Annotated in this window: 24 protein-coding genes; 6 read left to right on the top strand and 18 right to left on the bottom strand. The window is 67.3% G+C overall.

The features are described from left to right. Positions 1 to 308 precede the first annotated feature (308 nt). The 4 genes from R5W23_RS22845 to R5W23_RS22830 all read right to left on the bottom strand — a co-directional run bounded on the left by R5W23_RS22845 (position 309) and on the right by R5W23_RS22830 (position 4619). Complete coding sequence (locus R5W23_RS22845) at positions 309 to 1151, bottom strand: hypothetical protein (RefSeq protein ID WP_320688296.1); 843 nt, start codon at positions 1149 to 1151, stop codon at positions 309 to 311. After that, positions 1144 to 1824 carry a hypothetical protein gene (locus R5W23_RS22840; protein ID WP_320688295.1) on the bottom strand — a complete coding sequence of 227 codons (681 nt, stop codon included), beginning with the start codon at positions 1822 to 1824 and terminating at the stop codon, positions 1144 to 1146. Before R5W23_RS22840 ends, R5W23_RS22845 begins: the two co-directional genes overlap by 8 nt. 645 nt (positions 1825 to 2469) lie before the next feature. Next, positions 2470 to 3882, bottom strand: a complete 1413-nt coding sequence (locus R5W23_RS22835) for a tetratricopeptide repeat protein (RefSeq protein WP_261190551.1) — start codon at positions 3880 to 3882, stop codon at positions 2470 to 2472. Then, positions 3879 to 4619 carry a hypothetical protein gene (locus R5W23_RS22830; protein ID WP_320688294.1) on the bottom strand — a complete coding sequence of 247 codons (741 nt, stop codon included), beginning with the start codon at positions 4617 to 4619 and terminating at the stop codon, positions 3879 to 3881. Before R5W23_RS22830 ends, R5W23_RS22835 begins: the two co-directional genes overlap by 4 nt. 371 nt (positions 4620 to 4990) lie before the next feature. Here R5W23_RS22830 and R5W23_RS22825 point away from each other — a divergent pair, with 371 nt between their 5' ends. Then, positions 4991 to 5473 (top strand): hypothetical protein, encoded by a 483-nt coding sequence (locus tag R5W23_RS22825; protein WP_320688292.1) that lies wholly within the window; start codon positions 4991 to 4993, stop codon positions 5471 to 5473. A 290-nt stretch (positions 5474 to 5763) separates the two neighbouring features. Here the strand turns inward: R5W23_RS22825 and R5W23_RS22820 are convergent, their stop codons facing one another. The 8 genes from R5W23_RS22820 to R5W23_RS22785 form a co-directional block, all read right to left on the bottom strand. Further along, positions 5764 to 6165 (bottom strand): hypothetical protein, encoded by a 402-nt coding sequence (locus R5W23_RS22820; protein WP_320688291.1) that lies wholly within the window; start codon positions 6163 to 6165, stop codon positions 5764 to 5766. A 271-nt stretch (positions 6166 to 6436) separates the two neighbouring features. Then, positions 6437 to 7078 (bottom strand): hypothetical protein, encoded by a 642-nt coding sequence (locus R5W23_RS22815; protein WP_320688290.1) that lies wholly within the window; start codon positions 7076 to 7078, stop codon positions 6437 to 6439. 101 nt (positions 7079 to 7179) lie between these two features. Beyond that, a complete protein-coding gene (locus R5W23_RS22810) occupies positions 7180 to 7734 on the bottom strand; it encodes a response regulator (RefSeq protein WP_320688289.1) in 555 nt (184 codons plus the stop codon). Between the two features lie 218 nt (positions 7735 to 7952). Beyond that, positions 7953 to 8096, bottom strand: a complete 144-nt coding sequence (locus R5W23_RS22805) for a hypothetical protein (RefSeq protein WP_320688288.1) — start codon at positions 8094 to 8096, stop codon at positions 7953 to 7955. 26 nt (positions 8097 to 8122) lie between these two features. Continuing rightward, positions 8123 to 8878, bottom strand: a complete 756-nt coding sequence (locus tag R5W23_RS22800; protein WP_320688287.1) for a hypothetical protein — start codon at positions 8876 to 8878, stop codon at positions 8123 to 8125. Between the two features lie 74 nt (positions 8879 to 8952). Then, entirely contained in the window at positions 8953 to 10104 is a 1152-nt protein-coding gene (locus R5W23_RS22795) for a C1 family peptidase (RefSeq protein ID WP_320688286.1), read from the bottom strand. Then, positions 10101 to 10376 carry a hypothetical protein gene (locus R5W23_RS22790; protein WP_320688285.1) on the bottom strand — a complete coding sequence of 92 codons (276 nt, stop codon included), beginning with the start codon at positions 10374 to 10376 and terminating at the stop codon, positions 10101 to 10103. The genes R5W23_RS22795 and R5W23_RS22790 overlap by 4 nt, the downstream gene beginning before the upstream one ends. Next, positions 10373 to 10972 (bottom strand): hypothetical protein, encoded by a 600-nt coding sequence (locus tag R5W23_RS22785; RefSeq protein WP_320688284.1) that lies wholly within the window; start codon positions 10970 to 10972, stop codon positions 10373 to 10375. Before R5W23_RS22785 ends, R5W23_RS22790 begins: the two co-directional genes overlap by 4 nt. 751 nt (positions 10973 to 11723) lie before the next feature. Between R5W23_RS22785 and R5W23_RS22780 the strand changes: the two genes are divergently transcribed. Both R5W23_RS22780 and R5W23_RS22775 read left to right on the top strand, forming a co-directional pair. Then, entirely contained in the window at positions 11724 to 11915 is a 192-nt protein-coding gene (locus tag R5W23_RS22780) for a hypothetical protein (protein ID WP_261190636.1), read from the top strand. A 600-nt stretch (positions 11916 to 12515) separates the two neighbouring features. Beyond that, positions 12516 to 13889, top strand: a complete 1374-nt coding sequence (locus R5W23_RS22775) for a DUF4214 domain-containing protein (protein WP_320688283.1) — start codon at positions 12516 to 12518, stop codon at positions 13887 to 13889. Between the two features lie 260 nt (positions 13890 to 14149). Here the strand turns inward: R5W23_RS22775 and R5W23_RS22770 are convergent, their stop codons facing one another. After that, positions 14150 to 14977, bottom strand: a complete 828-nt coding sequence (locus R5W23_RS22770; RefSeq protein WP_320688282.1) for a DUF1559 domain-containing protein — start codon at positions 14975 to 14977, stop codon at positions 14150 to 14152. A 604-nt stretch (positions 14978 to 15581) separates the two neighbouring features. On the opposite strand from R5W23_RS22770, the gene R5W23_RS22765 reads away from it, so the two are divergent. Both R5W23_RS22765 and R5W23_RS22760 read left to right on the top strand, forming a co-directional pair. Next, positions 15582 to 16598 (top strand): acyltransferase family protein, encoded by a 1017-nt coding sequence (locus tag R5W23_RS22765; protein WP_320688281.1) that lies wholly within the window; start codon positions 15582 to 15584, stop codon positions 16596 to 16598. 324 nt (positions 16599 to 16922) lie between these two features. Continuing rightward, positions 16923 to 17873, top strand: a complete 951-nt coding sequence (locus tag R5W23_RS22760; RefSeq protein WP_320688280.1) for an acyltransferase — start codon at positions 16923 to 16925, stop codon at positions 17871 to 17873. Positions 17874 to 18685: 812 nt separating this feature from the next. On the opposite strand, the gene R5W23_RS22755 is transcribed toward R5W23_RS22760, so the two are convergent. From R5W23_RS22755 to R5W23_RS22735, 5 genes are all read right to left on the bottom strand, one after another. Further along, entirely contained in the window at positions 18686 to 19786 is a 1101-nt protein-coding gene (locus tag R5W23_RS22755; protein ID WP_320688279.1) for an acyltransferase family protein, read from the bottom strand. Positions 19787 to 20060: 274 nt separating this feature from the next. Beyond that, positions 20061 to 20822, bottom strand: a complete 762-nt coding sequence (locus tag R5W23_RS22750) for a hypothetical protein (protein WP_320688278.1) — start codon at positions 20820 to 20822, stop codon at positions 20061 to 20063. Positions 20823 to 20832: 10 nt separating this feature from the next. Further along, entirely contained in the window at positions 20833 to 21075 is a 243-nt protein-coding gene (locus R5W23_RS22745) for a spike base protein, RCAP_Rcc01079 family (RefSeq protein WP_320688277.1), read from the bottom strand. A gap of 227 nt (positions 21076 to 21302) precedes the next feature. Continuing rightward, complete coding sequence (locus R5W23_RS22740; protein WP_320688276.1) at positions 21303 to 23780, bottom strand: glycosyltransferase; 2478 nt, start codon at positions 23778 to 23780, stop codon at positions 21303 to 21305. A gap of 16 nt (positions 23781 to 23796) precedes the next feature. Next, entirely contained in the window at positions 23797 to 25956 is a 2160-nt protein-coding gene (locus R5W23_RS22735; RefSeq protein WP_320688275.1) for a hypothetical protein, read from the bottom strand. A 157-nt stretch (positions 25957 to 26113) separates the two neighbouring features. On the opposite strand from R5W23_RS22735, the gene R5W23_RS22730 reads away from it, so the two are divergent. Next, a complete protein-coding gene (locus R5W23_RS22730; protein ID WP_320688274.1) occupies positions 26114 to 26482 on the top strand; it encodes a hypothetical protein in 369 nt (122 codons plus the stop codon). Positions 26483 to 26519: the final 37 nt, after the last annotated feature.

Raw genomic sequence — 26519 nt, 5'->3', positions numbered from 1 at the left:
TGCGCCAAGAGCCAACTTTCATCCGGGCAAACCGTTCCGCAACACTGGGAGGCGCAGCGCCTTTGGCGTGCCTTTCTCAGCGAGATTGGCCCCGTGTCGGAATCGAATCCCTGCTCATCGCAGACGCCCGCACTGTCCCGGGGTAGCACCCAGGACCACCATCAGCCACCGGCCCGCGCTGGCGAAAAAGCGTCGCGTGTTCCGACAAAAGATAACCAACCCGACCGCGTCGGTGCATGATCGCGTTGCGCCCCAACACGTTTCCCTCCCGTCGCGCGTGGCCGAGGTATTCGGCCACGCGCGTGCGCTTACTCGCCGTCGCCCTCGACGACGCGGTAAGCCGTCATGGTCACGCTCCTGGCGTCGCGGACGACATCGCCTTCAAGCGTGACGGTATCGCCCAGCCGCCCGCGGAGGGCGCTGAGCGCGAAGAACGCCGCGGTGCCCTTCACCCGCTTCTTGTGCCCTTCGAGCTTGAACTGGAACTCGTTCTTGCCGAGGTCGAGCGCCTCCAGCCTGCCGGTCAACGTCTCGAACGTCTGCCGGGACGTGACCCGCCGCCCGTCGAGCAACTTGTCGAGCCGCCGGACGGACGCGGGGGTGAACCGGTAGGTCGGCCGCGGCGCGTTCTCGCGGTCGTAGGTGGTGACATCAATGCTCTCGACATCCCTCTGGAGCAGGCCGCCGAGTTCGCGACACGCCTGTAGCGCCCCGATGCTGACCTCGGCGGATTTGTGGCCGTCGATGGCGGCGAGCAGTTCGGCGTACCGGGCGACCACGGCGTCGGCGTCGGTGTCCTTCCGCTCGGGGAGCCGGGCCGGAATGACGAAGCCGCCCGGCTCGGCGGGCTCGATCACGAGGGCCGCGGCGTCGCGCAGCGCTTTGGGCACCGCGGCCAGGTCGGCGAACCCCGGCTTCGGCCCCTCGGACACGTCGAGCGCGGCATAGTAGACGAGGTTCTGCTTCAGGTCGATGACGCGGCTGACCGTGCGCGCGGGGAGGCCGCACCCGTGGTCCTTCGGCACGAGGCGCGTGATGACCCGCGGGTCGGAATCGGGAACCGGCCCGGCCATCAAGAACGATTCGTCGTCGTCCGGCGGCTGATCGCGGAGCCACTTGGGGACGAAGCCGGTGATGGCGGGTTCAGGCATTTCGGAACCCCTTCAGGAACTGCTCGGCTTGTGCTTCGACGGTTTCGAGGTACGTCAGGTTCAAGTTCTTCTGTGGCCCGTAGGGCGTCGGCCCGGGGATACCTTTGGCCTCGGCTTTGAACAAGCCCGGCACGGCCCTGGCGTACTCGCGGTAGACCTTGTTGAGGATCGTGTCGTCGGCCGCGTGAAGACCGACCCGCCCGCCGAAACCGTTTTCCCTGCTGACGTGGATGGCGTAGGCCATCAGGCTCCAGCCCACTTTATGATAGCGTCTGTTCCAGAGCGGTGTCGTGATATCTCCCGGGGCGTTGCCGATGTGTTCGAGGTACAGGGCCGCAGAACCGCCCGCGCCGGGCCACAGCGTCATGAACCCGACCGGACAGCTTTCCGCCAAGACCAGCACCGGGGTGCGCCCGGCTTGGAGGAGGGCCTTCTCGTAGCACCACTGCCACGGCTGCCAGTTGCCCCACTTCGGCACGGGCTGCTTGGTGAGTTCGCACGCCCGGCGGACCGCGTTGCAGAGATCCTTCCAAACGCCCGAGAGCCAGTCCCAAACGGAATCATCGGCGGGCACAAATGACAACGGCACCGTGCATCGTCGTGCCTCCGAAACGGCGACGAAGGAGTAGGGGGCCGGATCGGGCAGTTTGAGGTTCACGTCGGGCGAACTCACTCGGGCTCGGCATCGCTGCGTTCGCAGCGTATCAGTCGGTCCGTCGAGCAACAATGCTAGCTGGTGCGATGAGCTTTGCCAATCGGCAATAGTTCGGGAGGGAGGGCCGGTGGTGGGGAAGGGCGGTCTGGGTTGGAGTGTGATCCGCTCACGCCGTGAGCGGTCGCTTGGGATATCAAGTGCGTGTGATATCGACATATCAAGTTTATGTAAAACTAATGATGTTGTGGGCGGCACGGCCGGCGGCTTAAAATGGTGCCACTCGAAGTGCAGGAAACCCGGCAAGCGGGGTGCGCGATCTGCCCGGAGCGGGCGCCCGGTTGAGGCAAAGTTGACACTCAGCACCTCTCGGACACGTGGGATTGGCTCAGCGGTCTGCTGAGGCGGTTCCCACTCCCGCTTCCCGTACCGATCCGGGCCGTAGGCACGCACGCGAGCCCACGAAGCGACGAGCCGGATGCGGGAAATCCGCACGCCGGATCTGCGGGAGCGCGGGCAGGCAACTGCCGGGCGACCCGGCCGCCGAAGGAGTGGCGGCGTGCGTGAGAGTTGAACGCAGAACTTGGGATTATGAGCCCCACGAGATGCCATTTCTCCGGCCCGCTCATCCGAGCTTATCACGGCGGTCGCCGCGTTACAACCGACTCACGTGGCCCCGGCAAGCAGCACTTCGTATATGTGCGATTTTCGGCCCGCTTCCGCCCACCTCGGGCGTCCTGCGAAGCCGTACTCCTCGACGTCGTCTCGTTTCAAACGAATGCTCCACCGAGGCTCTGCCTTCGGCGTAACCGGCACATCCGCTTTGAAGATCCGATAGTTAGCCTCCACCTCCCCGTGCCCGGGGAAAACCTCAAACGCTTGCGAGAAAAGCCCTTCGACCTGCTCCCGAGGGGCACCTTGGCAGTCTCGAATCACGGCCAGCCACCCGAGGAGCTGCGCCCTCACAGGGCGGCCGGGATTACGGGCCAGTGCTTCCTGACATAACTGCTCCGCCTCGCCGAGACGGCCGTTGATGAACGCCTGGTGTGCAAGGTAGAGGAACGGCGCGTATCCGGGATTCGGGAGCGCAGCCGCTTTGCGGAAGTCGTCCACGGCCTCTTGACTGGGGTAGCTCATCACACCTCGTGCCGTTAATGGGCCAGGAGCGTGAGGGGCGAACCGGATCGACCGATCGACCACCGACCGCGTCACGACGTCGTCACCCAGCCGCAAAGCGGCGTGCGATGCGGCGGAAAAACATACCGCCGTTATGGTCTGCATCTCGGGGTCTTGCTGCCGTTCAGACGGGAGCTTTTCGTATCCCGCCAGCCCCTCGTCGAAATACCGTAGCTGTTCCTTATGCAGTTCTGCTCGGTCGGCCCCTGACGCCCGAGACGCGCGAAAAAAACAAACGAACGACGCAACCAAGTTGGTGACTGTGTTCGGCACCAACTCTCGCAGCCGGCCGATGTATGCCCACGCTTCGTCGATCCGTCCCTCGGCCGGGAGTCCCAAAACCCGCGCGACCGACAGGAGCACGATGTCGCTACCGTCCGGGAACTCCGAGATCGCCATCGCGTAAAAAGCTGCCCCTGCGTCCCATCGCTCCAGTTCTTGACAGAGGCTCCCCCGGAGGAATGCAAGCCCGACTCGGTCGTACACGTAGGGGTGGTCTTTCAGTTCGTTAAGCAGCCGCTTGTAATCCTGAGCGAGCCACAGGCGCGAGAACGCCTGACGCATCTCCGACGCATACCCCTGCGCCGCTCGCGCGCGGACGTTTGCCATAAACGGCGTCAATAGGGGGCGCGTTTCGGGCGGAAGTAATCGCGCCTCGATGCGGTTCGCGAGTTTGAGAGCGCGGCCGTAATGTCCGCCCAGATAGTATTGCGTAGCCGCCAGGAAACGCGCCAAGTTGCGGGCATCAGATCTGCGAGCGCTCGCCCAGGAGCGTTCGATCGCCGCCCCCGCTTGCGCGTACTTCTCCGCCGCGAGAGCCGTTTCCCCGCTCCCGAGCGCGAGCTTCCCTTCCGCCGCTAGCCGCGACGCCGTGCCGTCTCGATCGATCAGCAACGCGTTCATGGTCGCTTCTTCTTTCGGCCGCGCTTCTTCACCTTCGGGTGGTTACTGCCAGGACCCGTCCGGGACACGTAGTGGAGCTGGCAACGGACCCCTTGATCGGGCGGGTGGCGAAAAGCCACGACGGACGCAAAGCCGACTTCACTTTTGGTCAACACCTGGGAACATTTTTGCTTCAGCCGGGCCGTCGATTCGTACCCGTGCGGGTCGTCACGGACACCGCTACTCTCCGCCTGCAGCGGAGGCTGCCCCTGGATCTCGACCAGGTAATCGCCCCCGCTGCCGATCTGGAGTACGCTGAGAATGACTGCCCCGGCCAGTTCATGAAGCAGCAGCGCCATCACGCCGATGGCCGCGTCTTCGCTGATGTCTTCCTCGTTGCGGGTGTTCGGCCATTTTACGCATTGGTCCTTCAGGTGCTGAGGAACCTGAGCCCATTCGATGTCCCGCGTGAACACCTCGGGCGCTCCGCCACCGGGCCGACACACCCACTCGACGGTGACGCACCTCGTCATGGTACCAGACGGGAGCCGGGTCGGGTCAAGGCTCAATCGGACGATCGTTGGGATCGCGAAGCCGTACAAAATCGACGCCTGCGGGTGGTTCGTTTCGACGGAATTGAGTTCCAGCGGCGGTCCGGGCGGCATCGGGCAACCTTTTTGAGAAACGCGTGCCGAAATCTTACCGACTGTGCCGGCGCCGACGAGAGTTTTAGGCATGGCCGGGAGCCAAAACTGCATCCTTGGTGCCTACCCATGTCCGCCCGCATGCTCAATGCTGCGAAAAACGCCTCGGGCACTCTCTTGCGAAGTGCCTCTGCGCCTCGGAGTACTGTCCGGTATGACTTTTCTGCCAACCACATTGTGTTTGTGAGGGTGCGGACGTGCCGGCTGTGGTGCGGGCCGACCTACCGGAGCGACGACTTCGAATCAAGGACCGGCCGTAACCGTTCACGGGGTCTGATACCGAATCCGGTTGAAGAGTAACCTTCTTCTGTAGCCGGCCTCGGTGGGGCCGGTGCGACGCCACCCGTCTACCACCGGCCTCACCGAGGCCGGCTACAAAATACCGCGTGGATACAGATCAAGCGGATTCGGTATGAGGGCGGATAATGAGCGGAATGAAGGGAGATGGTTCGGGGGCCGCGGAGTGGCGCCGCGAAGCGGAACTGAGAAAGCAGTTCGCCCGCTGCTTTCATGACGTCGGCCCCGCGGCGGCCCTGCCCCTCGCCGAGGAACTGGCCGAGCTGCTGACGGAAAAAGGGCACTTATCAAGTGTGGTCTGGTGCGACATCTGGGAGGCACGCGGCCGCCTCGATAAGGCGGTGGAAATCGGGCGGGACAACATCGATGGGTGCGTCGCAGAGCTCGCGGACCGGGCGGCGAGGGTGAGCGATGCGTCCGCCCTCAGAGAAGATGTCGAAGACCTGCTCGATTCGTACTACTTCCAGGCGAAGCGGTACCTCGCGATGGGGGTTCCGGGGGCCGCCCGGGCGACGATGGCGGAGGCCCACGACCTCGCCTCGCAATACCACGTCCCGTTCGATGAAACTCTGCAAGGGCTCTTCAACGAACTCGGCGAAGGGCAACTCTGAAGCGACTGACGGCCGGATGTTGGCTCATTCGACCGGTAACGCAGGTTCGGTTCGTCGAGCACGCACCGTTTTCAAAGGGCGCCTCGACAAGTCCCCTCAATAGCCCCCACTTCGCGCCCGCCGATGTTGCTGATGCCGCATCCGGTTGATCGGTACCCGGGCCGTATTCTGTAGCCGGCCGCTGTGCGGCCGGTGGTCGACGGGCGGTGCCGCACCGGTTTCACAGGGGCCGGCGACTGGACGCACTGACTCTTCGACCGACTTCTGACCCGCGCGCGGTGGTGACCGCGCTACGCGTTCTCGCGGTCGCGGAGCTTCTGCCCGAGCCAGTTGATGCCCCGCTCCCCGAACGCCGTGCCCGCCGCGAGCCCCAGCACCGTCGCCGCCGCGATCACCTCGCCGGGCCGCCGGAACACCGGCAGACGCGACAGCACCGCCACGCTCAGCCCGAACCCGATCAGTGCGCCGGCCCCGCCGTAGATCAGCGCTTCAAGCAGCCAGTCGAGGAGCGAGAACGCCCGGCTGGCCCCGCCGGACCGCTTCGGCACCTTCACCCGCCGCCCGCACCCGCACTCGAACCGCGCGCCGGCCTGCCCGTCGGGCTTCACGAACGCGCGGTTACAGAACCAGCACCGGAACGAGATCACACGCCCCTCGATTCGCGCCGCGGTCGGTCCGATGCATGAACCCATCGGCGGTGTCGCTTTCTTGACGAGCCGCTCCCGAGCGCGAGCGGGGCACGAACGCTCGATCGGGACACGAAGGCCGCTCTTGACAGGATCGACAGGATAAACAGGATTTAAAACCAGTCTGTCTTCGTCCTGTTCATCCTGTTAATCCTGTCAAAAGCGGCCTTCAAAGGCGTGCGGCCCGCACGGGTCGCGGTTCGTCAACTAAAGCGGCCGTATTACCGGGTACGTGCATGAGGGACCCGCGCCCCGCGCCGAACGCCCCTCACCTATGCTACCCCTTCCCGAGCACCAGATCCACGACCCAGCACCCGCGCACGTGCGGGCCGCCGCCGCGGCAGTGGTCGAGGATGTCGTCGGTGTCGCACCCGGCGTCCTGAAGCGCGTCCGCGAGGATCGGCATCGCGCCGAAGTCCCGGGCCTCGTACATGCCGGCGGCCAGCGCCGCGGCGGTGGAGGTGCGCCAGGAGGGGCAAAACGTCACCGGGCGGAACGGGTTCCCGAAGATGTCGCGCATGGCCGCAGCCGCCACCGGCAAGCTCACGTCCGAGACGCGCGGGGAGTGAGGGCCGTAATCTGTAAAGGCCACGAGGCACCGCAACATGTGGAGCGTGCTCGCCGCCGCGTGGCCCGCAGGGAACTGGGCCACACATTTTGCCACCGCCGCGCTACCGAACCTGCGCCCGTCCGGGATGGCCTCGCGGGCGGCCGTCACGTCCTCCCGGGGCGCCTCGCCGTCCGCGTACCGTTCGGCCACTTCCACGACACGCCGGCTCCTCCAATCGCTCAGCCGGTGCCACACACTTCGGCAGCACGCCGCTGCAAACAGCCGCAACTTTCGCTCGCTTGCGTCACGCCGTGCGACGCCCAACATCGGCGCGGCGTCGGTTACCGCCAACCATTCCGCTTCGGTCATTGCCTGCCACCTCCGCTCCCAGCATGACCGAACCCGGCGCCCGGTGCAACCGCCCGCCCGGTACCACGAGCGCGCCGCGCCCGCGGGGGCCGGCGTCGGCGTCAGCGGGTGGCGAGCGCCCGCACCTCCGCCACGAAGGCATCGAGGCTCGGGAACGGCTTGCGGATGACCGCGGACGCGCCGAGCGCGCGCACCTCGGACGGGGCCAGCGCCTCCGGCGACCCGGACACGAACGCGGCCCGCAACTGCGGGCACAGCCGCCGGAGCGCGGTCAGCGTCTGGGGGCCGTCCTGAACGGGCATGAAAATGTCGATCAGCGCGAAGCCGATGCCGGCCCGGTACGCCGCCACCGCCTGCGCCCCCGACGACGCGGTGACCACCCCGAGCCCGTCGCGGCGGAGCACCACGGCGATCAGGTTCAGCACGTCCGGGTCGTCGTCCACCACCAGCACGGTCAGGTCCGGCGTGTCCGGTGCCGGGGGGCCGCCGTCGTCGAATTCCTGCCACGGCCGCTCGCGCTCGGCCGGGACCGGACGAACCAGCCCCTCGGCCCGCTCGGGCGATGCACCGGCCACCGCCCACGTCGGGTTGACGCAGAACCGCGCCGCGTGCTGAAACGCTCCGCCGACCTCGCGCCCGAATGCCCGGTCACTCATTGCGCCCTTGTGAATTATGAGTAAACGAACCGAGTACGCCGGGGCGAGCGGCAGCAGTACAGGAACAAGTGGGTGTGAATGATCGCATATTCCGTGCGCCTGCCTACCCGGCCTTCCCCCAGGAGGCACCGGGGGAAACCCTAAGCCGCGGCGACCGCGGGCACACAAACCAAAACGGGCCGCGGTGTGGCACCGCGACCGTTCGCGTGGGGCCGGCGTCAGCGCGGCAGCAGCAGGTCGAACAGGCGCAGCGCCCACGGCCACCGGAAGTACAGCGCGGCGCCGGCCAGCACGAGGCCCGCGGCGCCGGCGAGGTACGCGCCGGCCACCAAGTCGCGGGGGTAAAGGGGGCGTTCGGGCACGGGCGTTCTCCTCTGTGGGGTGCGGGTCACCGGGGCAGCGGGCAGCGCCCGTTCGCGCAGCTCGGGGCGAGCGCGGGGCCGGGAACCGCCGCCGGCCCCGACACCGCGACCGGTGCGGCGCCGGGGACGCGCTCGTAATGGCGGCCGTCCGCCGCGAGCCGTAGCGGGTAGCCGGCCATGTCCCAGCACACGGTCTGGGGCGCCTTCGGGGCCGCCACCGTTGCGGGCGCCTCCTTCAGGCTCTTCCCGCAGTGGGGGCAGGTCGCGCAATCCGGGCACGACGGCGGGGCCGGCGCGCGGATCTCCCAGCTCAGCGGCTTCGGCGCGGGCTTGTCCCCGGCCGGCGGCGGCGCCGGGCGGTCGATCTTCTTCGCCGCCCCGTCGATGGCGCACCTCAGCGCCCCGTCCTCGACCGGGCACGCCATCACCGTGTGGACGAACAGCGTGTCCCCCACCGGGTAGCCGACCACCGCCGCGGGGCCGGTCACGTCGGCCAGCGCGTCGGTCCGCGCGACCACCGCCCCCGGGGCCGGGTGCGGCTCCTTGCACCCCACGAACACCACCAGCGGTTTCGACAGCTCGGCCGCCGCCTTGTAGCCCGCGGCGTAGTCCTTCGGGACCGCCCGCGGGGCCGGCGCCGGGGCGCCCGCGGGCCGCCCGCTCAGCGCCAGCGCGACCCGCGCCCGGCGGTCCCGCTCGGCGTCGGGTTCGGCCGCGCGGGCGGCGCCGGCCAGGGCCATCAGGAGCGCGGCGGCCAGCGCCGCGCGGTACACCGTTCGCATGATCTCTCCCCAAGAAGGTTCAGCCGGTCGGAACAGGCGCGCGGGGCGAACCCGCGCGCCCGCGGTTACCCGGTTCACCACGCCAGCGCGTCGAGCGCCGACCGCCCGGCCCCGTCGCGGCCCCGGTGCGTGCGGTTCACGAACCAGTCGATCGGGATGCGCCGCGCGGGGAACCCCTGCACGTCACTCAGGGCAAAGCTGTCACCCTGGCGGACCATCCGATCGACCACGGACTCATCGACCCAGAACGCGGCGGCCGGGGCGTCCGGCGGCCACACGGGGCCGGTGTGCGCCGCGTCGCCCCACGAGTTCAGGCAGAGGGCGCCGGGGCGGCTCCCGCCGCGCCACGCGATGAAACTCATGCAATGCGACCAGGAGCCTTGCGGCCGCGCGAAGCCCTGGTCGTCGCGCCCCATCGTGAAGCCCTGGTCGCTACAGACCGCGATCGGGTACCCCTGGGCCAGCGCCCGCTTCACGTCGGTCGCGGACCGCACCAGCGCCGTCTGCTTCACCGGGTGGGCCTTCGCGAGGGCCTCCAACTGGTCGGGCACGCCCGCGCCCCGCTGTCCCCACTGGCGGGCACGCGCCGGGCTGAAGATACTCAGGTCCACCCCACCGTGCTTCTCCATCGGGACGACCCCGAAGTCGCGGCACCACTGCGCGGCCCACGCCCCCACCGAGCCGTCCCCGCTGATCTGGCCCTTCCCGACCTGCACCCGCGAGCCGGCGTAGATCACCTCCGCGCTGACCGGCTTCCACTCGAACGCGGCCCCCTGGGCGATGGCGGTGGCCTGCACCACGTCGCAGGCGTGCTTCCACCCGCACCCGACGCAGCACCCGACGCTCTGCTGGTTCACGTTCGGGTACGCCGAGTCGGACAGCCGCGCGGCCTTGCGCACCGCGCGCCACAGGTACACGTCGTCGTCGCCCAGCGCGGCCCGTCCCGCGGGGGTCGCGTCGAAGTGCAGGGTCCGGGCGGGGTCGAGGTTCGCGCGGATCGCGTCGTCGTCGCGCACCCACCCCTGCGTGGGCACGTACTCGAACTCGTCGGCCCGCGGGTTCGCCGCCGGCACCTCGATACGCTTCTCGACCTCGCGCACCGTCTCCGGCGCGACCTGCACCCCGACGCCGGTGCCGAGCACCAGCGGCAGGATGATCTTCAGGGCCAGGATTGCCAGCCGCCGGAGCCGCTCGCGGCGCTCCGGGTTCTGCGCGTCACTGCTCATTCGCTCTTCCTTGTGGGGAGTGGTGGGGTGGCGGTGCCGTCCAGGTGCGGCACCGAACTGGTCTCGCCGACCAGGTGAACTTCGACCTCGTGCTGGCTGTCGCGGACGGCCCGCGCGAGCCGCTCCTGCACCCCGTCCGCCTCGGCCTCGGCCGCCTGCGCCGCGGCCGTGTGGGACGCCGCCCGGCACCGGTGGTACGCGGCCCGCGCCGCCAAATCCCGGAGCCGCTGCGACAGGGCGTGGATCTCGGCCACGGTCAGCCCGGTGCTCACTTGGCCAGCTCCTCCAGGTGCGCGGCCAGAACCTTGAACAGCCGGGCCGCGGCCTCGCGCTGGTCGGGGGTCAGCTCCGCGTCGGTGGTGGGGAGCACGGCGGCCAGCTCGGCCGCGACCGCCTGCCGCACCTCGCGCAGCGCGGCCTCGCCGATCAGCGCCGCGGCGGCCTCCTTGAGCTTCAGCCGGAGCGTGCCGGCGGTGGCGAGGCCGGGCTCGGCGGTGAGCTTGGCGGCGGCCCGGTACAGCGCGGCCAGGTCGCGTGCCCACTCGCCCTTTTCGGCGGCGGTGCCGGCGCTGGCGTCGAGCGCCGCCTTCAGCTTGGCGCGGAGCGGGTCCGCGGGCGGAGCGGGGGGCGCGGGCGGCTTCGGCGCGGGGCCGTCGATGCCGAGCCGCTCGAGCAGCTCGCGCTGGCGCTTCAGCTCGGCGGCGATTCCGGCCAGCGCGGCGCCCTCGGCCTTATCGAGTTCGGCGCGCTGCCGCCGGATGCCCGCCACCTGCTCGGCGAGCTGGTCGATGGTCTGGGGCGCGGGCGGTTGGGCGCTCGCCCAGGCGGGCGCGAGCAGCCCGAGTACGGGAACGAAAAGGTGGCGCATGGGGTCGGTGCTCCGGGTTACCCCCGGCCGATGGCACGAGGCCCCAAACCTGAACCACGAGCCCCCGGGTTACGGGAAGTGGACGGCGGTTCGCCCCCGACGGGGCCGCGAACCGGGCGCCGCGCGCAGGCCCGGGGCCGACCCGGAGCGCGGCCAATGTTTCCGCAAATCCTCACGCGGAAAACACCTTGCGGCGCGACGGCCGCGTTATCCTTGGTGCCGGTGCGGTTCGCGTTGGGACACCGTTCGGGGTTTTAACGCCGCGATCCGGTGGTAGCGACCGCCCAGCGAACCGCCCGCGAACCGGTAGCGGGTGTCCCGCCGCGGCCCCAACAGCCCCCGTACCGGTTGGGTTCCCCGTTTGCCCTGAATGAGCGAGAACCGCCCGGCCGATCTCATTCGGTGCCGGTTTCCCGTTCCATCTTGTGAGCCGGCGCGGTACAAGGTCCGAACGACTCGTGCGGCTCGCAACTGCGCCCAGAACGGTAACGGAGAACGGAACGCGCCCGGAGTACACCGGTGCGGGCGGGGCCGTCACGCCCCCCAACCCTTCCGATGGCACCGGGCGCGCGGAGCGGCGCGCGAAACGGGCGCGAAGGCTGGCGATCCTCGAAGTGAGATGCGAACTCCGCGGCCTAGCAAAATTGCGACCACAGTGCGGCAAATTAAAAATGATTCATAAAGCTCGACATATTTCGCAAATGTGAGTACAAGGACGAAAACCGCCGTGCTTTCACCTGGGACAATAAACATGCTTGGGCTCAACCGATCGTGCCCGAAGTGCCAGGGTCGTGAGTTCTGGGTGCGCCGCAACCCGAAGCTCCGCGCGCTGCGCATCGTCTGCGTCCACGCGCTGCGGTGCCGCGCCTGTCACACCCGCGTGTGGCGTGTGGCGCCGTGGTGGGCCACGCAAGGCGCGACGCAAGCCGCACCGGCGCGTTAAACGCCGGCGGCACATCCTCTCCCGGCGGCTCGCCGACTCGCAGACCCGAACCGACTCCGACTTCCACTCGCGCCCACGCGGCAACGCCTCACAGTCCGCGCGGCCGGTCCACGCCCCGTCCGGCCCGATCCCGTTGCGTCTCGCCCCCGGTTCCGAAGGCGACCGCGGGCGGCGCGGATGCCGTCTTTTCAAGAACACCAGATCCCATTCGCACCGGGCGATATGCCCGAATGACCGCCATATCATCTTCACTTTTTCACCGTCCCGAGGTTCGTTCACGATCCGGCTGGCGGTGTCGATTTCGTGTGGCTCCTGTGTGTGTGCCTCTCCGGCATTGCGAAACGGGTTGACCGGGTGAACGTTGGGGGGAGCCAAAGCGCTCGGACCGCATCCCTGACAAGCCGCGCCGCTCGCGATTACGCCGCGGCGCGAATTATCACTCATCATCACAAAACCAGCGCTAGCAACAATTTACAGCGCTAATTTTTGCCTACAGCAACTTCGCGATCTAGTTTCCTGTACCGCCTGAGTGACTCGCGGACGCAAGCAAGCACCCGAGTGGCTAATACCCCTGAGTCTCTGAAATCGAAAGGGCTTGTGATGAATTTCTGGAGCACCCGCCGGTCGGCCCACGCCCCCCGCGTCGCTTCCCCCCTGCGGTTCGAGGCCCTCGAAGATCGGTCGGTCCCGAGCGCCGCGGACGTGGTGACGATCGACCCTGCGTACCGCGAGTTCCTGGGCCGCGACATCGACCAAACCGGGAAGGTGTACTACGCCCAGCGGCTCGACGCCGGCGCGACCTCCGCACAGGTGGCGCTCGAGATTCAGAACTCCGACGAGGGCCAGGCGTTCAAGGTGACGGACGCGTTCGCGGAGCTGCTCGGCCGCGCCCCGGGCGACCGGGCCGCGGGCTTCATCGCCGGCCTGCGCCAGGGGATGACCCAGGACCAGATCCGGGCCGCGATCGCCGGCTCGGACGAGTTCTTCCAGCTCAAGGGCGGCGGCACCAACGCGGGCTACCTGAGCGCGCTGTACAAGGTCGCCCTGGGGCGCGACATCGGGAGCGGCGAGCTGGCGACCCGGATGGCCCAATTCCAGTCCGGCGTGTCGCGCGAGCAGGTGGCCCGCGAGGTGTACGCGAGCCCGGAGCGCGCCACCCGGGTGGTGAACGAGCTGTACGTCGATTTGCTCGGCCGCACGGGCGAAAGCGCGGGCGTAAACAACTGGGTCGGCCAGTTGCAGTCCGGGGTGCGCGTCGAGGTGATCGCGTCGCGGTTCGTCGCTTCGGCCGAGTACTTCGACCTCGCGATCCGCGGCCTACTGCCCACAAATACCGGCCCCGCGGGACCGCAAGGGCCGGCGGGACCGGCGGGAGCAACCGGGGCCACGGGGCCGCAAGGGGCACAAGGACCGCAAGGCGTACAAGGGGCACAAGGACTGCAAGGCGTACAAGGGGCACAAGGGCTGCAAGGGACGCCGGGGACACCGGGGACACCGGGGATACAAGGGATACAAGGGCCGCAAGGGCCGCAAGGGCTGCAAGGGCCGGCCGGCACGAACGGCGCGGGCGTGTCGTCGATTTTTTCGGCTTACCAGCTCGCCACCATTGCCGACTCGACCGTTGTTGGCGGGGCGGACGTTCCCTTCTCGACCAACCGCGCCGCCGTCAGCGGTGATGTTACGCACACAACCGGGACCACCACCTTCACGGTCACTGCGAGCGGAACGTACCGGCTGACCGCGACCTTGAACTACACCGCCGGCGTGGGTGCGGTGATCGCATTTGCGGTCAACGGCCTCCCGCTCCTCGGGTGGACCCCGCTGCTCACGGCCACCGGGCAGGTCGTACTCGATACGACAGTGACCTTCGCTGCCGGCGACGTGGTTACGCTCCGGAACAACAGCGCCACCCCCCTGACGATGACGCTGGCGCCTGGTGCGGGAGCGACGCTCACCATCGACCGCATCAGTTGATGCCGTACCGGGGCCGTGGCTCGGGCACGGCCGCGCTCGTCCACGTGCTCGATAGCAGTGTCGCTTTTCTTGACGAGCCGCGACCGCCCGGGAGCGGGGCACGAACGCGCGATGGGGATTCCAAGGCAATTTTGACAGGATTAACAGGATGAACAGGATCTCAAATCGGCCTGTCTTCATCCTGTTCATCCCGTCGATCCTGTCAAAAGCGGCTTTCAGAAGCGTCCGCCCCGACCGCCCCCGGTGCGGCCCGCGGGCGGTCACTCGGTCGCGGGGGTGACGCCGTCCCGGCGGTCCGCCAGCGCGACGAGCACGTCGGCCGTCAGCCCGTACCGCAGGTGCCGGACCGAGCCGTCGCCGAACACCGCGTTCATCCCGCTCCGGTGCGCCGAGCCGAACTCGGCGTACGGGGACCGCGGCTCGTCCCGGCCGAACGGGGACCGGGCGAGGCACACGATGTCGTTGTCCCACCCGTCCGAGTACCCCTGGTCGTCGCACCAGTCGCCCGTCTGGTACCGCTCCGAGTGGAGCCGCTTCTCGCCGATCACCAGCGTGTTCGACAGCCCGTCGGTGACCGACGCGGTGGTGGTCCGCTGCGGGTTCCGCACGATCACCCCGTAGTACGGCCCCTGCTCGAAGGACGTGCTCCGGCTGCCGGACGCGCTGGCGTAGTCGATCAGGCCGCGCCCGCCGATCACGGTCGGCCCGCGGCGGGCGGGGCAGAAGTAGCCCGGTACGGCGACGGCCGCCGCCGCGTCCGCCCCGCTCTGGTACACGGACTGGAGGTCCAGGTACGGGAGCAGTTGGAACGCCCACCCGGCGTTCTGCTGCGGGAGCCCGGCCGGGGTGCCGCCGAGGTACGTGGGCGGCAGGTGGTGGTGCATCCCCCCGCTCGGGAAGTGGCCGGCGGCGTCGTGGTGCGCGTGCAGCGCGAGGCCGATCTGCTTGAGGTTGTTGGAGCAGCTCATCCGCGCCGCGGCCTCGCGCACCTTCTGCACGGCCGGCAGCAACAGCCCGATCAGGATCGCGACGACGGCGATCACGACGAGCAGCTCAATGAGGGTAAAAGCGCGGCGTGCGCGGCCCATCTCGGTCTCCGGTGAACGGCTCAGGGGGGACACTCAGGACCGTAGCGTGCGTTCCCCCCCGCCGGCCGGCGGACAACGTGCGGCGGCCGGAAATGGGGGCCTGCCTGACGCGCGAAATGGGCTAGCAAAAGAAATGTCAACCATCGCGCAAATCACTATCTTACACTCGTCGATTCAACTGCTTAATTTGGGTAACATGGGGCGTTTCCGCTTGGAAACTGTGTTAACGCGCGGATGTACCGAGCGCCGCGCGCGCCCGCCACCCGTCGGCGGCCCGACGCCCCAGCGGGGCGCACCGCGAGCGCCCGCGGGCGGCGCGGCGGCCCGATTTCGCCCCCCGCGCGAGAGCCGCGGAGCGGGGCCGCTCGTACCGAATCCGGTCGCTTCCCGTTCGGAATCCGGCTGTGGAGTAACCGCCTTCTGTCCCCGCCCGAACCCGGCGGCGTGGGAACGTCGCGCGGCGGGGTCGATGGCGTTCCGGCCGGCGGCAGCCCGGGCGGGGTGAGCGCCGATCGGCCCCGCGGCGGCCAATCACGCGCGCACGTTCGCCCCCCAACCGCCGGGTCACTACATTCACCACACCGCGACAAGGAGCACGCCGCCCGTGAACCGCTTGCCCGCCGTCGACGCGCTCCGCGGAGCGGCCGCGCTGGCCGTGGTGCTGTACCACTACACCGGGTTCTTCGCCCTGCTGGAGGTGCCCGTGAGCGCCGCCGGCCGGGCCGCCCTCGCGGTGACCCGGTACGGCCACCTGGGCGTGCCGGTGTTCTTCGCGCTCAGCGGGTACGTGATCGCGCTCACCGCGCACCGGTACCGGTTCACGCCCGGCACCGGGTGCCGCTTCGTGCTGCGGAGGCTGGTCCGGATCGCGCCCCCGTACTGGGCCATGCTGACGCTCATCACGCTGAGCATCCTGGCCGGGCACGCGGCGGGGCTGTTCAAGAACACCACGGTCTCGTTCGACCAGTTGCTCGCGCACATGGTGTACGCGCAGGAGGTCCTGGGTTACGCCGCGCTGGACGTGGCGTACTGGACGCTCTGCCTGGAGGTGCAGTTCTACCTGGTGTTCACCGCGTCCGCGGTCGCGCTGCGCGCGCGGGGGGCGGGGGCACGTGTCGCCTGGTTCGCGGCCCTGACCGCCGCGTCGGTCGCCGTCGACGTAACGGGCGCGGTCCCGCACCCGTGGTTCCCGCGGCTGTGGTACCAGTTCGGGGTCGGCGTGTTGGCCTACGAAGCGGGCCACAGCCGCGCGGCCCGGGGGGTGCTGACGTTGCTCCTGCCGGCGCTGCTCGCGCTGGGCCTGTACCGCGCCAGTGCGGCCGACGTCACGGTCGCGCTGGTCGCGGTCGTGCTGGTGTTCTGCGAAGCGCGGCCCGTCGCCCGGGCCGGGCGGTCCGCGGTCCTGCTGGCGCTGGGGAAGATCTCGTACAGCTTGTACCTGGGGCACGGGCTGGTGGGCCTGGCGCTGGCGGCGTGGCTCCGCCGGGACGCGGCGCGATCGGAGGCGAGCGTTTGGTTGGCGATCGCGGCCGCAACCGCTGTCGCGATCGGGTTCGCCTCTCTGCTCTACCTCACGTGCGAGAAAGCAGCCATTCGCCTGTCCCGCCGGGTGAAGGTGTAGCCGCGCGCACCGATCGGAGTTCGGCTCCCGCACAACAATCGCAGTGGTGGAATTTGCCCAGGGTTGCGCGGTGGGAAGCGGGTCGCATTCCCGGACGTGCGGTCGGCAAAAATTGCCTAAAGTGCGGCGACGAGGGAAGAGTTTGCTCGCCTCGGGTGTGCTTACCCCCTACCCTGAACATACTTTAACGGCTCATTTTCCCTTCAAGGTTCTGCTTTACAAAGCTGACGGGGAGCACTGGCCCGGCGTGGAATATGAGACGTGTCTCAGAACCGGATCGCGTGTCGGAATCCGCCGGGTAACTCTCACCTAGATCAACGGCCCATGCATAAGACTCGTGACGGACGCTCGGATGAACTCAAGGCACTTGCCATTGTGGGCGTAGTGTGCATCCACGCCGGCCTTCCTTACGCCGATGCTCTCAGGTTCTGCGTACCGGTTTTCCTGTCCATCTGGGCCTACCACTATGACCAAGGGTTATCACGTCGCCAGGACCGCGTTTGGGCATACGCATGGCAGCGGTTCATTCGATTACTGATCCCGTATGCGTTTTGGACCGCGGTGTACCTGCCGCTTTTTCACCCCCTCAGCGAGTGGCAATCGACTCCGCTCAGCATAATTGTGAATGGCTGGCTGGGTGGCTATGGTTGGTCCGGGCAGTATTTTTTCATCATCCTCTTTCAATTGACGTTTCTATTTCCGCTATTACACCGTTACACCTCACCGATTTCGCTGTGGGTTGTTCTGGCCGTAGGCGTGATCTGCAACCCTCTGGCAGACTATTTCTTGTTCCGCTCTTACGCGGTATCAGGGATCGGCGATCGGCTGTTTGTCTACTGGTTGCCCTACGTATTCATCGGAATTGCCCTCGCACGCGGTACGATCCAGCCGATGCCCTTGCTGATACCAATGGCTGCTGCGCTTCTCTTGGCGCCAACTGAGCTCGCGCAACTTCTGCTCACCGTCCCGCGCGCATCCCCTTACATGATCCTCAGCGTCACCGTGGGGTCGATTGCGATACTACTGGCAATGGGGCCGACAACTCGCGATCCCTCGCCACGGCAGTTACGATGGCGGCAAATGATCCAGTACGTGGGGCGCAACAGTTTTTCAATCTTCCTGGCGCACCTGCTGTTCTTGAAACTCGGCGATGCCCTACTCGACACGTCCAGTGCTCTGGCACGAACAGAACTGGCCGTGATCTCCGTAATTGGTGGGCTCGGAACCGGCGAAGTTCTCCGGCGGGTACGCTTGGGAATTTTGGTAGGACAATAGCGACAGAAGTTACACAGTTATATCTGTTGGCCAGAGACGACTCGCACCCGGCCACCCATCCGATGCGAGAGCCCCGCTAGCAGGCCACACGTAGCCGAGTACCGTTACCGCTGGCTCTGTTGTTTCCGCCGTGGCATCACGACCATCATTACGGGACCGCCGGAGGCGGTTCACCGGCCACCTGCGAAAACTCAAGAGGTGTCCGTGGCCAAAGGATTTTCCGCCAACCGTTGACCATCAGTGCATTATTTGCGAGCACTTGCAACTTGACTTTCAAGGGCTCGCCCCACTAGATAAGTACCCGGTGGTGCACAGATTACGGAGACGCAGTAAAAACCCGCGGGCATGAGGCGGCGGCCTACCACTTGACAAGAATGATCGCTTGCGTCGAGAGGTGTGCTGCTTGGGCCAGACATCGACTCAATCCTTGGAGCCGATCGCGACGCAGAACAAACTCACTTTTCAGCCAGCGGCCTCGACCGTTGCGCCGACCTGTGGACAGAATCGCTACTCGCGATCAAGCCATTGCCAAATTAATCGACAACGTATCAACCAATGCAACTGAAACACAGCCTCACACTCTACCCGATTCTTCATATGCCAAGCCCAGCACCGGACCCGAACGACTACGGCCCCATCCCTCCCAAGTGGTGGCATGACTACTTGGTTGCTTTTTACATCCTTTCGCCAGTATGTGGAGCCATCGGCTTCTTAGGCGACCACTTAGGATGGTGGAAGATTATCGATCGCTAGCGGAGCAACCGCCAATTTAACAAAATAATACATATTATATTATTTAGCGACTGTCTCTTTTAAGAATCAGCCCGTCGCCTGCTCCGTCGTAGGCGATGCCCGATCGCCACAGCAGGCTTCTCAAATATCTGAAACGAAACCCAGCCACCGACAAGCAAGAGGGGAACAAGCCCGATCCATGCCACGAATGAAGAACCCGAGATCGTCTTCAGACGATTTATCAGATAAGGAATAAGAGGCTGATGCCACAGATAAAGTGAATAACTAATAGTCCCTATGAAAACCAGCCCCCATGCCCACCACGACTTCCAACGAACATAAAGCGAAGCATCAAGAGCAACTGCGGACGCGAGCGCGGCGAGCGTAAAGCTAAATACTGTGAGAGGCTTGTAAAATGTACTCAATACAAATAGCAGGAGCGAAGCAGGTAGCCACAAGCCGGGATTCTTAAACGCCCGACGACCTTGGAAACTCCTCTCTGCAACCAAAGCCCCCAAGCTCCAATCAAACCATGTCATCAAAGGAAATGTCCACACCCAATCGATAGGATGTTCAGGCAGGCCCCAATTACTTATTGCAATTATACGCCAGCCACAAGCCACAATAAACAAAATCACCAATGTCGCACTAATACCAAGACGGCCGCGAATGAATAACAACACTGGAAATAACAAATAGAGCTGAACCTCGGTAGCAATACTCCAGAAAGAAGGATTTATCGCAAAAAAACCCTCACTACCAAAATTATGAATAAAGAACGCATGTGATAAAATCTGTGACATACCCTTATATGTTAAATGGCTATACCCAAATAAAATAGCAAACAACACAAGAGAGATCAAATATGCTGGATATATCCGCCAGAAGCGGCGCCAATAAAATTGCCCAGGATCGAATTTACCAGCTCGTAAATAGGAATAGTGAATACAAAACCCACTAATGGTAAAGAAGAGAGAGACCCCAGCCCAACCGAAAGATACTGGATAAAACCAAACCAGCGTCTCGCTGCGAGGCTCACTGAAATTCCGAAGCCAGCCGTCCCAGGGCAAGTGCCAACCGTAAAACGATCCGAATGCGTGATAGACAACGACCATTAAGATCGCCACGCCACGCATCACATCTGCCCCTACCGAGTTACCTATTCGAGGCGATTCGCCCATCGCGATGCTCCTTACAACCTCTTTCAATCAGACAATTGCACTAAAGCATGATACCGAACCGATCACCGATCGCAACTAAACACTTGTTCACAACAACCGATCGTCGGCGGCAAATGAACAATAGCACCGGACGAGGGATTCCTATTACTGATAGTGACGTTTCTACTTGCAGAAAAGGCATACTTTACTGCCTTAGAATTTATTGACAATTTGCACGAATCACCCTTCACTTCCAGCAAGTTACAACAAACGTCTTACTGGCTAGCGGAAGGAGTTATGGTTGCACGGATGCAAGAAGGGCATCAAGTGATGCCAGATTAGCGCCAGTTGTTGCACTGGCTGCGTACACAATGAGGGATACGCGGCCGGAGTAAATTTCGGAGAATGAGTTTTGCCCGACGTAAAGGGTTTCCGGGCTTCCGGTGTTAGTGTCTACTGTTGTAACATTTTCTGGGACGCCATTCGACAAGAAGTTACTTTTCCCGGACAACAAACTGTACACACAGCGGAAAGGAGTATCGACCATCGGCATTACAGACGATTGAATAAGAACACTTGCCCCATATTTTTCAGCCTGGTATTTCCCCAAGCGGATAGACAGCGCAATGGCTGCATTGCCACCTGCGTAGGTAATCCACGTCAGCATTTGTGTTCCGATGACGGATGCAGGAGTAACCGCAGCGGCAATTGTGACAGGAGCCCCACCAGACGGGAAGGCTGTTGGAGACGACACAACAAAATTGTCGTCAACTCCATCGAACAGCAGCGACCATTTGCCGCCACCCTCGTCCCGAAGTATAGGGCTGGCGTTATCGCTTGGCGCCGTAAACTCATGTCCGGTGTATGGGCATTCGGCCACACGCACGGGGTCTAGATGCGTCACGGCCGGCACGGTCTTTGCTATGTCTTGCCAAAGCAATCCATGCAAACGAGCCAAGGCCGGGTAAATGGTACCGAACAACCCCGGCAGTTTCGCCGGTGACCAGTTCCCGTGTTGTCGCGTCTGGTTGGTCGCAAGCCCGGTGCCCAGCTTCATCGCGCTCTCCTCATGCGTAAGCGACGATGCCGGTCGCGGTGGTGCCCGTGGCGTTCACGCGCACGCCCTCGACGGGCAGGCACTCGCCGGCCTGACAGTTCGGGAACGACACCGCCGCGCCGTCCTTGCGGACCACGGCCACGTCGCCCGCGGTGCCGATCCGCAGCGAGCGGAACGCGCGCGGGGCGTTCACCGTGTCGCTGGGGGTGACCGCGAAATAGTAGTCGCTCGGGTCGGACATGCTCGCCGGCATCTCGACATCCTCCACAGGTTCCCGGCCGATGGCACGGGCCGTATTCGCACCGCACCCGACTGAGCAGCGGCGGTGCCTTGACTGGAGCGCGGGCCTCTGGCCCGCCGGTATGCGCCGGGGTGAGCCCCGACTCCCGCAGAGCCGCACCCGGCCGCCTCGCTCAAGCGAGCCAGAGGCCCGCGCTCCAGTCAAGGCACGGCGCCGGAGCGCGTTAACCGGGTCGGGTATCACCCGGCCGGCGCGTCCGCCCACGGCCCCCACTTCGGCGCCAGCCCCTTCTTCACCAGCCCGCACTGCTCGCTTGCCAGCGGGAGCTTCGCCTCCAGCGGGCACCCGCACGCGGCGCAGGCGTCCAGCGCCCGCTCCTCGCACAAGGCGCACTCGGACTGTCGGGCTTCGAGCACTTCGAGCGGAACGGTTTTGCGCCCGCCCGACACGTGCCGCGCCATCGCCGCCGTGTAGTTCATCGCCTGGCGCCACAGCGACGGCTTTTCTTTTACGTCCTCGGCACACTTCGACAGAACCATCAGCCCGTGGTTGTTCCGGTCGCGGCGCTTCACCACCCAGCCCGGGTGGCGGTGGCAGAACGCCCGCAGCGCGTGCAGCACGCCCGGGGCGTCGGGCCGGTCGCCGGACTCCCCGAACGTCTCCGTGCAGTGAACCGCGATGTACTTGCCGACCCGCTCGTGGTGCCGTTCCAACAAGGGCATCAGGGCCGTGGCGGTGTGCTCGGTGTCGATGAACAGCAGGTCCACCGGGGGCAGGTCCGCGGTCGCCGGGTCGGCCGCCCGGCCCTCGAACCGCGCCCCCAGCCAGCCGCTCAACCGCTCCCACTGCGGCTTCGGCCGGGGGCACACGCTGAGGAACGTGCCGTCGGCCGGGAGGCCGGCGACGATCGCCGCGTCCGCCGGCTTCATCCACAGCGACAGCTCGGCGGCGCTCGCGCAGTCCGCGGCCAGCGCGCGCAGCGTGCCGACGTGCTCGTGGAAGTCGGACGGCTTCGCCGTCGCGGCCCGCGCCCACGCCTCCGGGGTCGGGTGCGCGTTCGCCTCGCACGCCGAACACCCGGCCGGCTTCTCCGGTTTGAACTGCGTCACGTCCACGCTCGACACCGTCGTCATCGGGCCGGGCCACCAGTGCCGGGCCTCGCCCCAGTGCGGGTGCCACAGGGTCGCCCCGCGCGGCTCGTAGCACACGTCCCCGTGCGCGGTGAACCGGCCGGCGTGGTGGTTCACGTGAACGGCCGGCGTGCCGCTTAACCCAGAAGGGTCGGCGGGGTCCAGGCGCGCCCAGGCGGACCGGTCGGCCTCGTGGTCCGGTTCGAGGATCACCGCCGCGCCGCTCGCGGCCTCGGCCTCGGCGCGGGCCAGGTTCGCGCGGAAGGTGTCCCACCGCAGGGCGAGCTGGTGCAGCGGCTCGTGCCGCTCGCGCACCTGCTGCCAGCCGGTGCCGTTGAGGCCGATGTAATCCCGGTGGCTCACCACCGGGGCCGACGGGTGCGCGGCCAGGGCGTCGCCCAACCGGTCGAAGTACCCGGGCGGGTACAGCACGTCGTGCTCGCAGAACGCGATCGCGTCGTACACCTCGCCGTTCGCGGTCGCCGCCGCCACCGCGGCCCGGATCTGCGCGGCGATGGTGGCGTGCGCGCGGCGCCTCTCACCGGCGAACGTGGTCCAGTGGTCGCCGACCCGGCCCGCGGCGACCGGCTCCCAGCCGCACGCGCTCACGGTCACGTCGTGCCGTAGGGTCTGCTCGCGCGCGTGTTGCACGGTCTCGGCGCTGCGATTTAACAGTGCTGGCGGGGCGCTGTTGTCCGTGTACCACACCGCCAGGATGCGCTGCCGCCGCGGCTCCGGGCGCGGGCCGCCGACCGGCTGCACCGCCTCGGACCGCTCCACCAGCCGCCCCCAGGTGTCCGCGGACAGCCCCTTGCCGAAGTGCTCCCGGATCTGCGGGACCGCTTCGATCCCGAGTTCCCGGTGACCCACCAGCAGGTTCCACACGTGGTCCTCGGTGCGGAGCGGGTACGGGGGCGGCGGGTTGTTGTGCCAGCCCGACACGTCGCGGAACTTGTGCCGCCACCGGAGCCCGGGCACGCACAGCGCCCGGCCCCCGCGGCGCCGCACCACCTCGTGGGTGTACCCCTCCTCCCCCCCGAATCCGTTGAACAGCGGGTGGAACCCGGGCCACGCCGCGGTGCGCATCATCCACAGCCCCAGGCCCATCATGGGCACCTCGAACGGCTCGCCCGCCGGGTCCGCGCCGCGCGGGTCCGTGTCCCAGGTGCCCCACAGCCCCGGCGGGGCGGACGGCTTCCAGTGGGTCGCGTACCAGCGGCCGTCGTCCCCGACCAGCGGCCCGGACACGATGTCCCGCGAATCCGGGTTCCGCGCGGCGAAGTCGAGGGCCGCCTGCACCGCCCCGGTTTCCAGGATCACGTGACTGTCGAGGCACATGGCCCACGGGGTGCGGGCGAACCGGAACACGGCATCCCGGGGCTTGGAGGTTCCGGTGAGGTCCGGGCGGTGCAGGTACCGGCCGCCCACGGCCCGGGTGATCGCCTCCACCCGCGGGTCCCGCTCCGGGGTGTTGTCCACCACCAGGTACTCGACCCGGGGGTGGTTCGCGGCCAGGGCCGAGAGCACGAACCACACGTGGTCCGGCTCGCCCCGGGTCGCCATGCCGATCGTTAGCGGGGTCGTCAATGGTCGCTCCTGTGAGTTACTCGCCGCCCGGCGAGATCGTACTGATGCCCTTGGACGTGAGCGGCGGCGGCCCCGGGCTGGTGGTGGTCGGCGCGGGGCCGGGCGAGCACGTGGCCTGGCACTCGGCCTGGGTCATGGGGCCGCTGATCGAGCACCCGAGGCACCCGCTGTACGGGTCGATCTGGCACCACGCGGACCCGGGGCACGAGCAGCAGTAGTAGCCGCCCAGCGAGCCGGTGCTGGTGCCCGGCCCGGGGCTGGTCGGGCCGCCCGGCCCGCCGCTCGTCGTGCTGGTGCCCGGCCCGGGGCTGGTCGGGCCGCCGGGGCTCGTTGGACCGCCCGGGCCGGCGCTGGTGGTGCCGGGCGGCGGGCCGGCGCTCGTGGTTCCCCCGCCCGTGCCGCAGCACACCTGGGTGGTGTCGCCGCAGTCGTTACCGGGCGGGCCGCCGGAGTAGTGGAACGTGGCGCACCCGGTCCCGTCCCACGACGCCAGGAACCACTGGCACCCCTCGTGCGTGTCCTGGAACAGCCAGCTCCCGCCGGACCGGGTCAGTTGGTACAGGTGGTCGTTGGTGCCCTGGCCGGTGCCGCTCCACGTGCCGCCCCCGCCCGTGAGGACGCCGTAGGCCGAGCCGTCCGTGAACGAGAACGGGCCGACCGCCGGGTTACACGGGGTCGTGGTGGTCGTGGACGTAAACGAGCCCGCGGTGGTCGTGGTCGGGCCGGCCGTGGTCGTGGTCGTGGTTGTCGGTGCGGCGGTGGTCGTGGTGGGGCCGGCCGTGGTCTGGGCGCCGGTGCAGCCGAACGACTGCGGAGCGTCCGTTTCCGGGTCGCACGGGCCGCTCAGCGTCGGGCACGCCCCGCACGCGCCGGCGTTGTTGGGGTAGCACTGGTCGAACACGTTCAGCCACGCGCCGCCGTCGAGCCAATCGACGCAGATGTACTGGCACCCGCACTTCTCGCAGTTCGCCCCGCACGGCGGCCCCGCGGTCGTGGTGGTCGTGGTGGTGGTGGTGGTGGTGCTCGTGGTGACCGGGCCGGGCGTGGTGCCCACCGGCCCCGGCACGCACACGCCGGGCGCCTGCGAGCAGGGGCCGGACGGGGTGCCGAGCGGCAGCCCGCACGCGCACCCCGGCCCCGCGCAGGGCCGCACCACCGTGTCCCACTGTCCCCCGTCCCGGGTGCCCCACACGCACGCGCCGCCGCACCCGAAGACCGGGCCGGACGTGGTCACCTCCCGGCACGGGTCCGCGATCGGGTCCGGCGCGCGGTGAACGTAGCACGAGGTCATCGCCCGCTGGGCGCACTCGCCCGGGGGGCCGGGCTCGTCGCAGTAGCAGTTGGGCACCCGGTACCCGGAGCAGGTGTCGCTGACCTTGTACCAGTGGCTCTCCCCTTCTTCTTCCGCCACCCACACCCAGGTGCAACTGCCGGTGCAGTACGGCGGGGGCGGCGGGGGCGGCAGCACACAGGGGGTGTTCGTGTACCCGCACGGCTCGCACGCAACGGTGGGCCGCGGGCACGGGCACGCGGACGAGCACCCGTTCTGCTTGTTCTGCCAGCCGAGAACCGGGTGACAGTACCACCGGCACCCGTCCACGCAGCTCGGGCCGACGGTGGTCGTGGTGGTCGTCAGGCAGGGGGAGTCCGGGCCGCGGGTGGTGGTGGTGCCGGTGCAGTTCGGCGGCCGGACGTCTTCGGTGAGGTGGCCGCACGCGGTGTCCGCGCAGGCGTCAACGGCGGGGCACCACGTGGGGGCGAAGCAGTGGCAGTCGGTCGCGCAGGCGGACGATTCGAGGGTCCAGGCTTTGCCGTCCGCGGAGTAGGTCCAGTGACACGAGCCCGCACACGGGCCGGCGGTGGTGGTCGTGGTGGTCGTAGTGGTCGTGGTGGTCGTGGTGCCGCACCGACCGGCCCCGTTCGGCAGCGGGTACAGTTCCCACGTCAGCCCGGCGTTCCCGTCGGCCTGGCGGCACAGCGCGCAGTCGCCCGCGGCGAAGGCGTTGCCCAGCACCGCGACCCCGGGGTTCAGCGCACCGCCGTACCGCCCGCCGCTCAGGTCCACCAGCACGCCGCCGCCCTGGTCCCACACCTCCACCCACTGGTAGCTCGGGGCGGCGGTGGCGTCCTTGATACGGACGACGAAGAACGGCGGCGGTACGGCCCGGGTTCGCATACCCCGGCCGATGGCACGGGCGCGAATCGCGGCGCGGCTTCCCAAAAGTGGCCCGGGAACCTACCCCGACGGTTGTCGTTCGGATAGCTTCGGGGGGCGAGCGCCGCGCGGGCCGGCCGCTCGCATGAACACGGACCAGCCCGCACGGGGTGTGCTCATGCGCTCAACGCTGGTCGTCTGCCGGGTGCTGGCCCTGGCCGGAATCGGGATGTCGTTCGTGCCCGCGGCCACGGCCGCGGACGAGAAACACGTTGCCCGGGGCAAGGTGATTTACGCGACGGGTGACGCGGTCGAGGTCAACTTCGGTATCGAGGCCGGGATCGCGCCGGGCACCGTTTTCGAGGTCGTTCGCACGGACGGCGCCGGGAGCGTCACGCTCCTCGGCACGGTCGAGATCACCCGGGCCTATCCCAAGAGTGCGGTCGCGAAGTTCACCCCGAAGCGGGGCGTTCCGGTCGCGAAACTGGACCGCCAGGAGGTGCCCCGGCAGGACGACGTGATCCGCCCCGTCTCCCGCCGGGACTGACCCTGCGACCGGTGCGGCCCTGCTCGCTTCCCTCTCT

It is taken from the genome of Gemmata algarum (assembly GCF_034097035.1).
GTDB lineage: Bacteria > Planctomycetota > Planctomycetia > Gemmatales > Gemmataceae > Gemmata > Gemmata algarum.
The sequence above is the reverse complement of the archived record's forward strand: the minus strand, read 5'-3'. Positions and strand labels throughout refer to the sequence as shown.

What these genes read in the sequence shown, in the direction of transcription:
- R5W23_RS22845 (WP_320688296.1), bottom strand. Translation starts at nt 1,151, where the DNA reads ATGCCTGAACCCGCCATCACCGGCTTCGTCCCCAAGTGGCTCCGCGAT.
- R5W23_RS22835 (WP_261190551.1), bottom strand. Translation starts at nt 3,882, where the DNA reads ATGAACGCGTTGCTGATCGATCGAGACGGCACGGCGTCGCGGCTAGCG.
- R5W23_RS22830 (WP_320688294.1), bottom strand. Translation starts at nt 4,619, where the DNA reads ATGCAGTTTTGGCTCCCGGCCATGCCTAAAACTCTCGTCGGCGCCGGC.
- R5W23_RS22825 (WP_320688292.1), top strand. Translation starts at nt 4,991, where the DNA reads ATGAGCGGAATGAAGGGAGATGGTTCGGGGGCCGCGGAGTGGCGCCGC.
- R5W23_RS22820 (WP_320688291.1), bottom strand. Translation starts at nt 6,165, where the DNA reads ATGGGTTCATGCATCGGACCGACCGCGGCGCGAATCGAGGGGCGTGTG.
- R5W23_RS22815 (WP_320688290.1), bottom strand. Translation starts at nt 7,078, where the DNA reads ATGACCGAAGCGGAATGGTTGGCGGTAACCGACGCCGCGCCGATGTTG.
- R5W23_RS22810 (WP_320688289.1), bottom strand. Translation starts at nt 7,734, where the DNA reads ATGAGTGACCGGGCATTCGGGCGCGAGGTCGGCGGAGCGTTTCAGCAC.
- R5W23_RS22800 (WP_320688287.1), bottom strand. Translation starts at nt 8,878, where the DNA reads ATGCGAACGGTGTACCGCGCGGCGCTGGCCGCCGCGCTCCTGATGGCC.
- R5W23_RS22795 (WP_320688286.1), bottom strand. Translation starts at nt 10,104, where the DNA reads ATGAGCAGTGACGCGCAGAACCCGGAGCGCCGCGAGCGGCTCCGGCGG.
- R5W23_RS22785 (WP_320688284.1), bottom strand. Translation starts at nt 10,972, where the DNA reads ATGCGCCACCTTTTCGTTCCCGTACTCGGGCTGCTCGCGCCCGCCTGG.
- R5W23_RS22780 (WP_261190636.1), top strand. Translation starts at nt 11,724, where the DNA reads ATGCTTGGGCTCAACCGATCGTGCCCGAAGTGCCAGGGTCGTGAGTTC.
- R5W23_RS22775 (WP_320688283.1), top strand. Translation starts at nt 12,516, where the DNA reads ATGAATTTCTGGAGCACCCGCCGGTCGGCCCACGCCCCCCGCGTCGCT.
- R5W23_RS22770 (WP_320688282.1), bottom strand. Translation starts at nt 14,977, where the DNA reads ATGGGCCGCGCACGCCGCGCTTTTACCCTCATTGAGCTGCTCGTCGTG.
- R5W23_RS22760 (WP_320688280.1), top strand. Translation starts at nt 16,923, where the DNA reads ATGCATAAGACTCGTGACGGACGCTCGGATGAACTCAAGGCACTTGCC.
- R5W23_RS22755 (WP_320688279.1), bottom strand. Translation starts at nt 19,786, where the DNA reads ATGGGCGAATCGCCTCGAATAGGTAACTCGGTAGGGGCAGATGTGATG.
- R5W23_RS22750 (WP_320688278.1), bottom strand. Translation starts at nt 20,822, where the DNA reads ATGAAGCTGGGCACCGGGCTTGCGACCAACCAGACGCGACAACACGGG.
- R5W23_RS22745 (WP_320688277.1), bottom strand. Translation starts at nt 21,075, where the DNA reads ATGCCGGCGAGCATGTCCGACCCGAGCGACTACTATTTCGCGGTCACC.
- R5W23_RS22735 (WP_320688275.1), bottom strand. Translation starts at nt 25,956, where the DNA reads ATGCGAACCCGGGCCGTACCGCCGCCGTTCTTCGTCGTCCGTATCAAG.
- R5W23_RS22730 (WP_320688274.1), top strand. Translation starts at nt 26,114, where the DNA reads ATGCGCTCAACGCTGGTCGTCTGCCGGGTGCTGGCCCTGGCCGGAATC.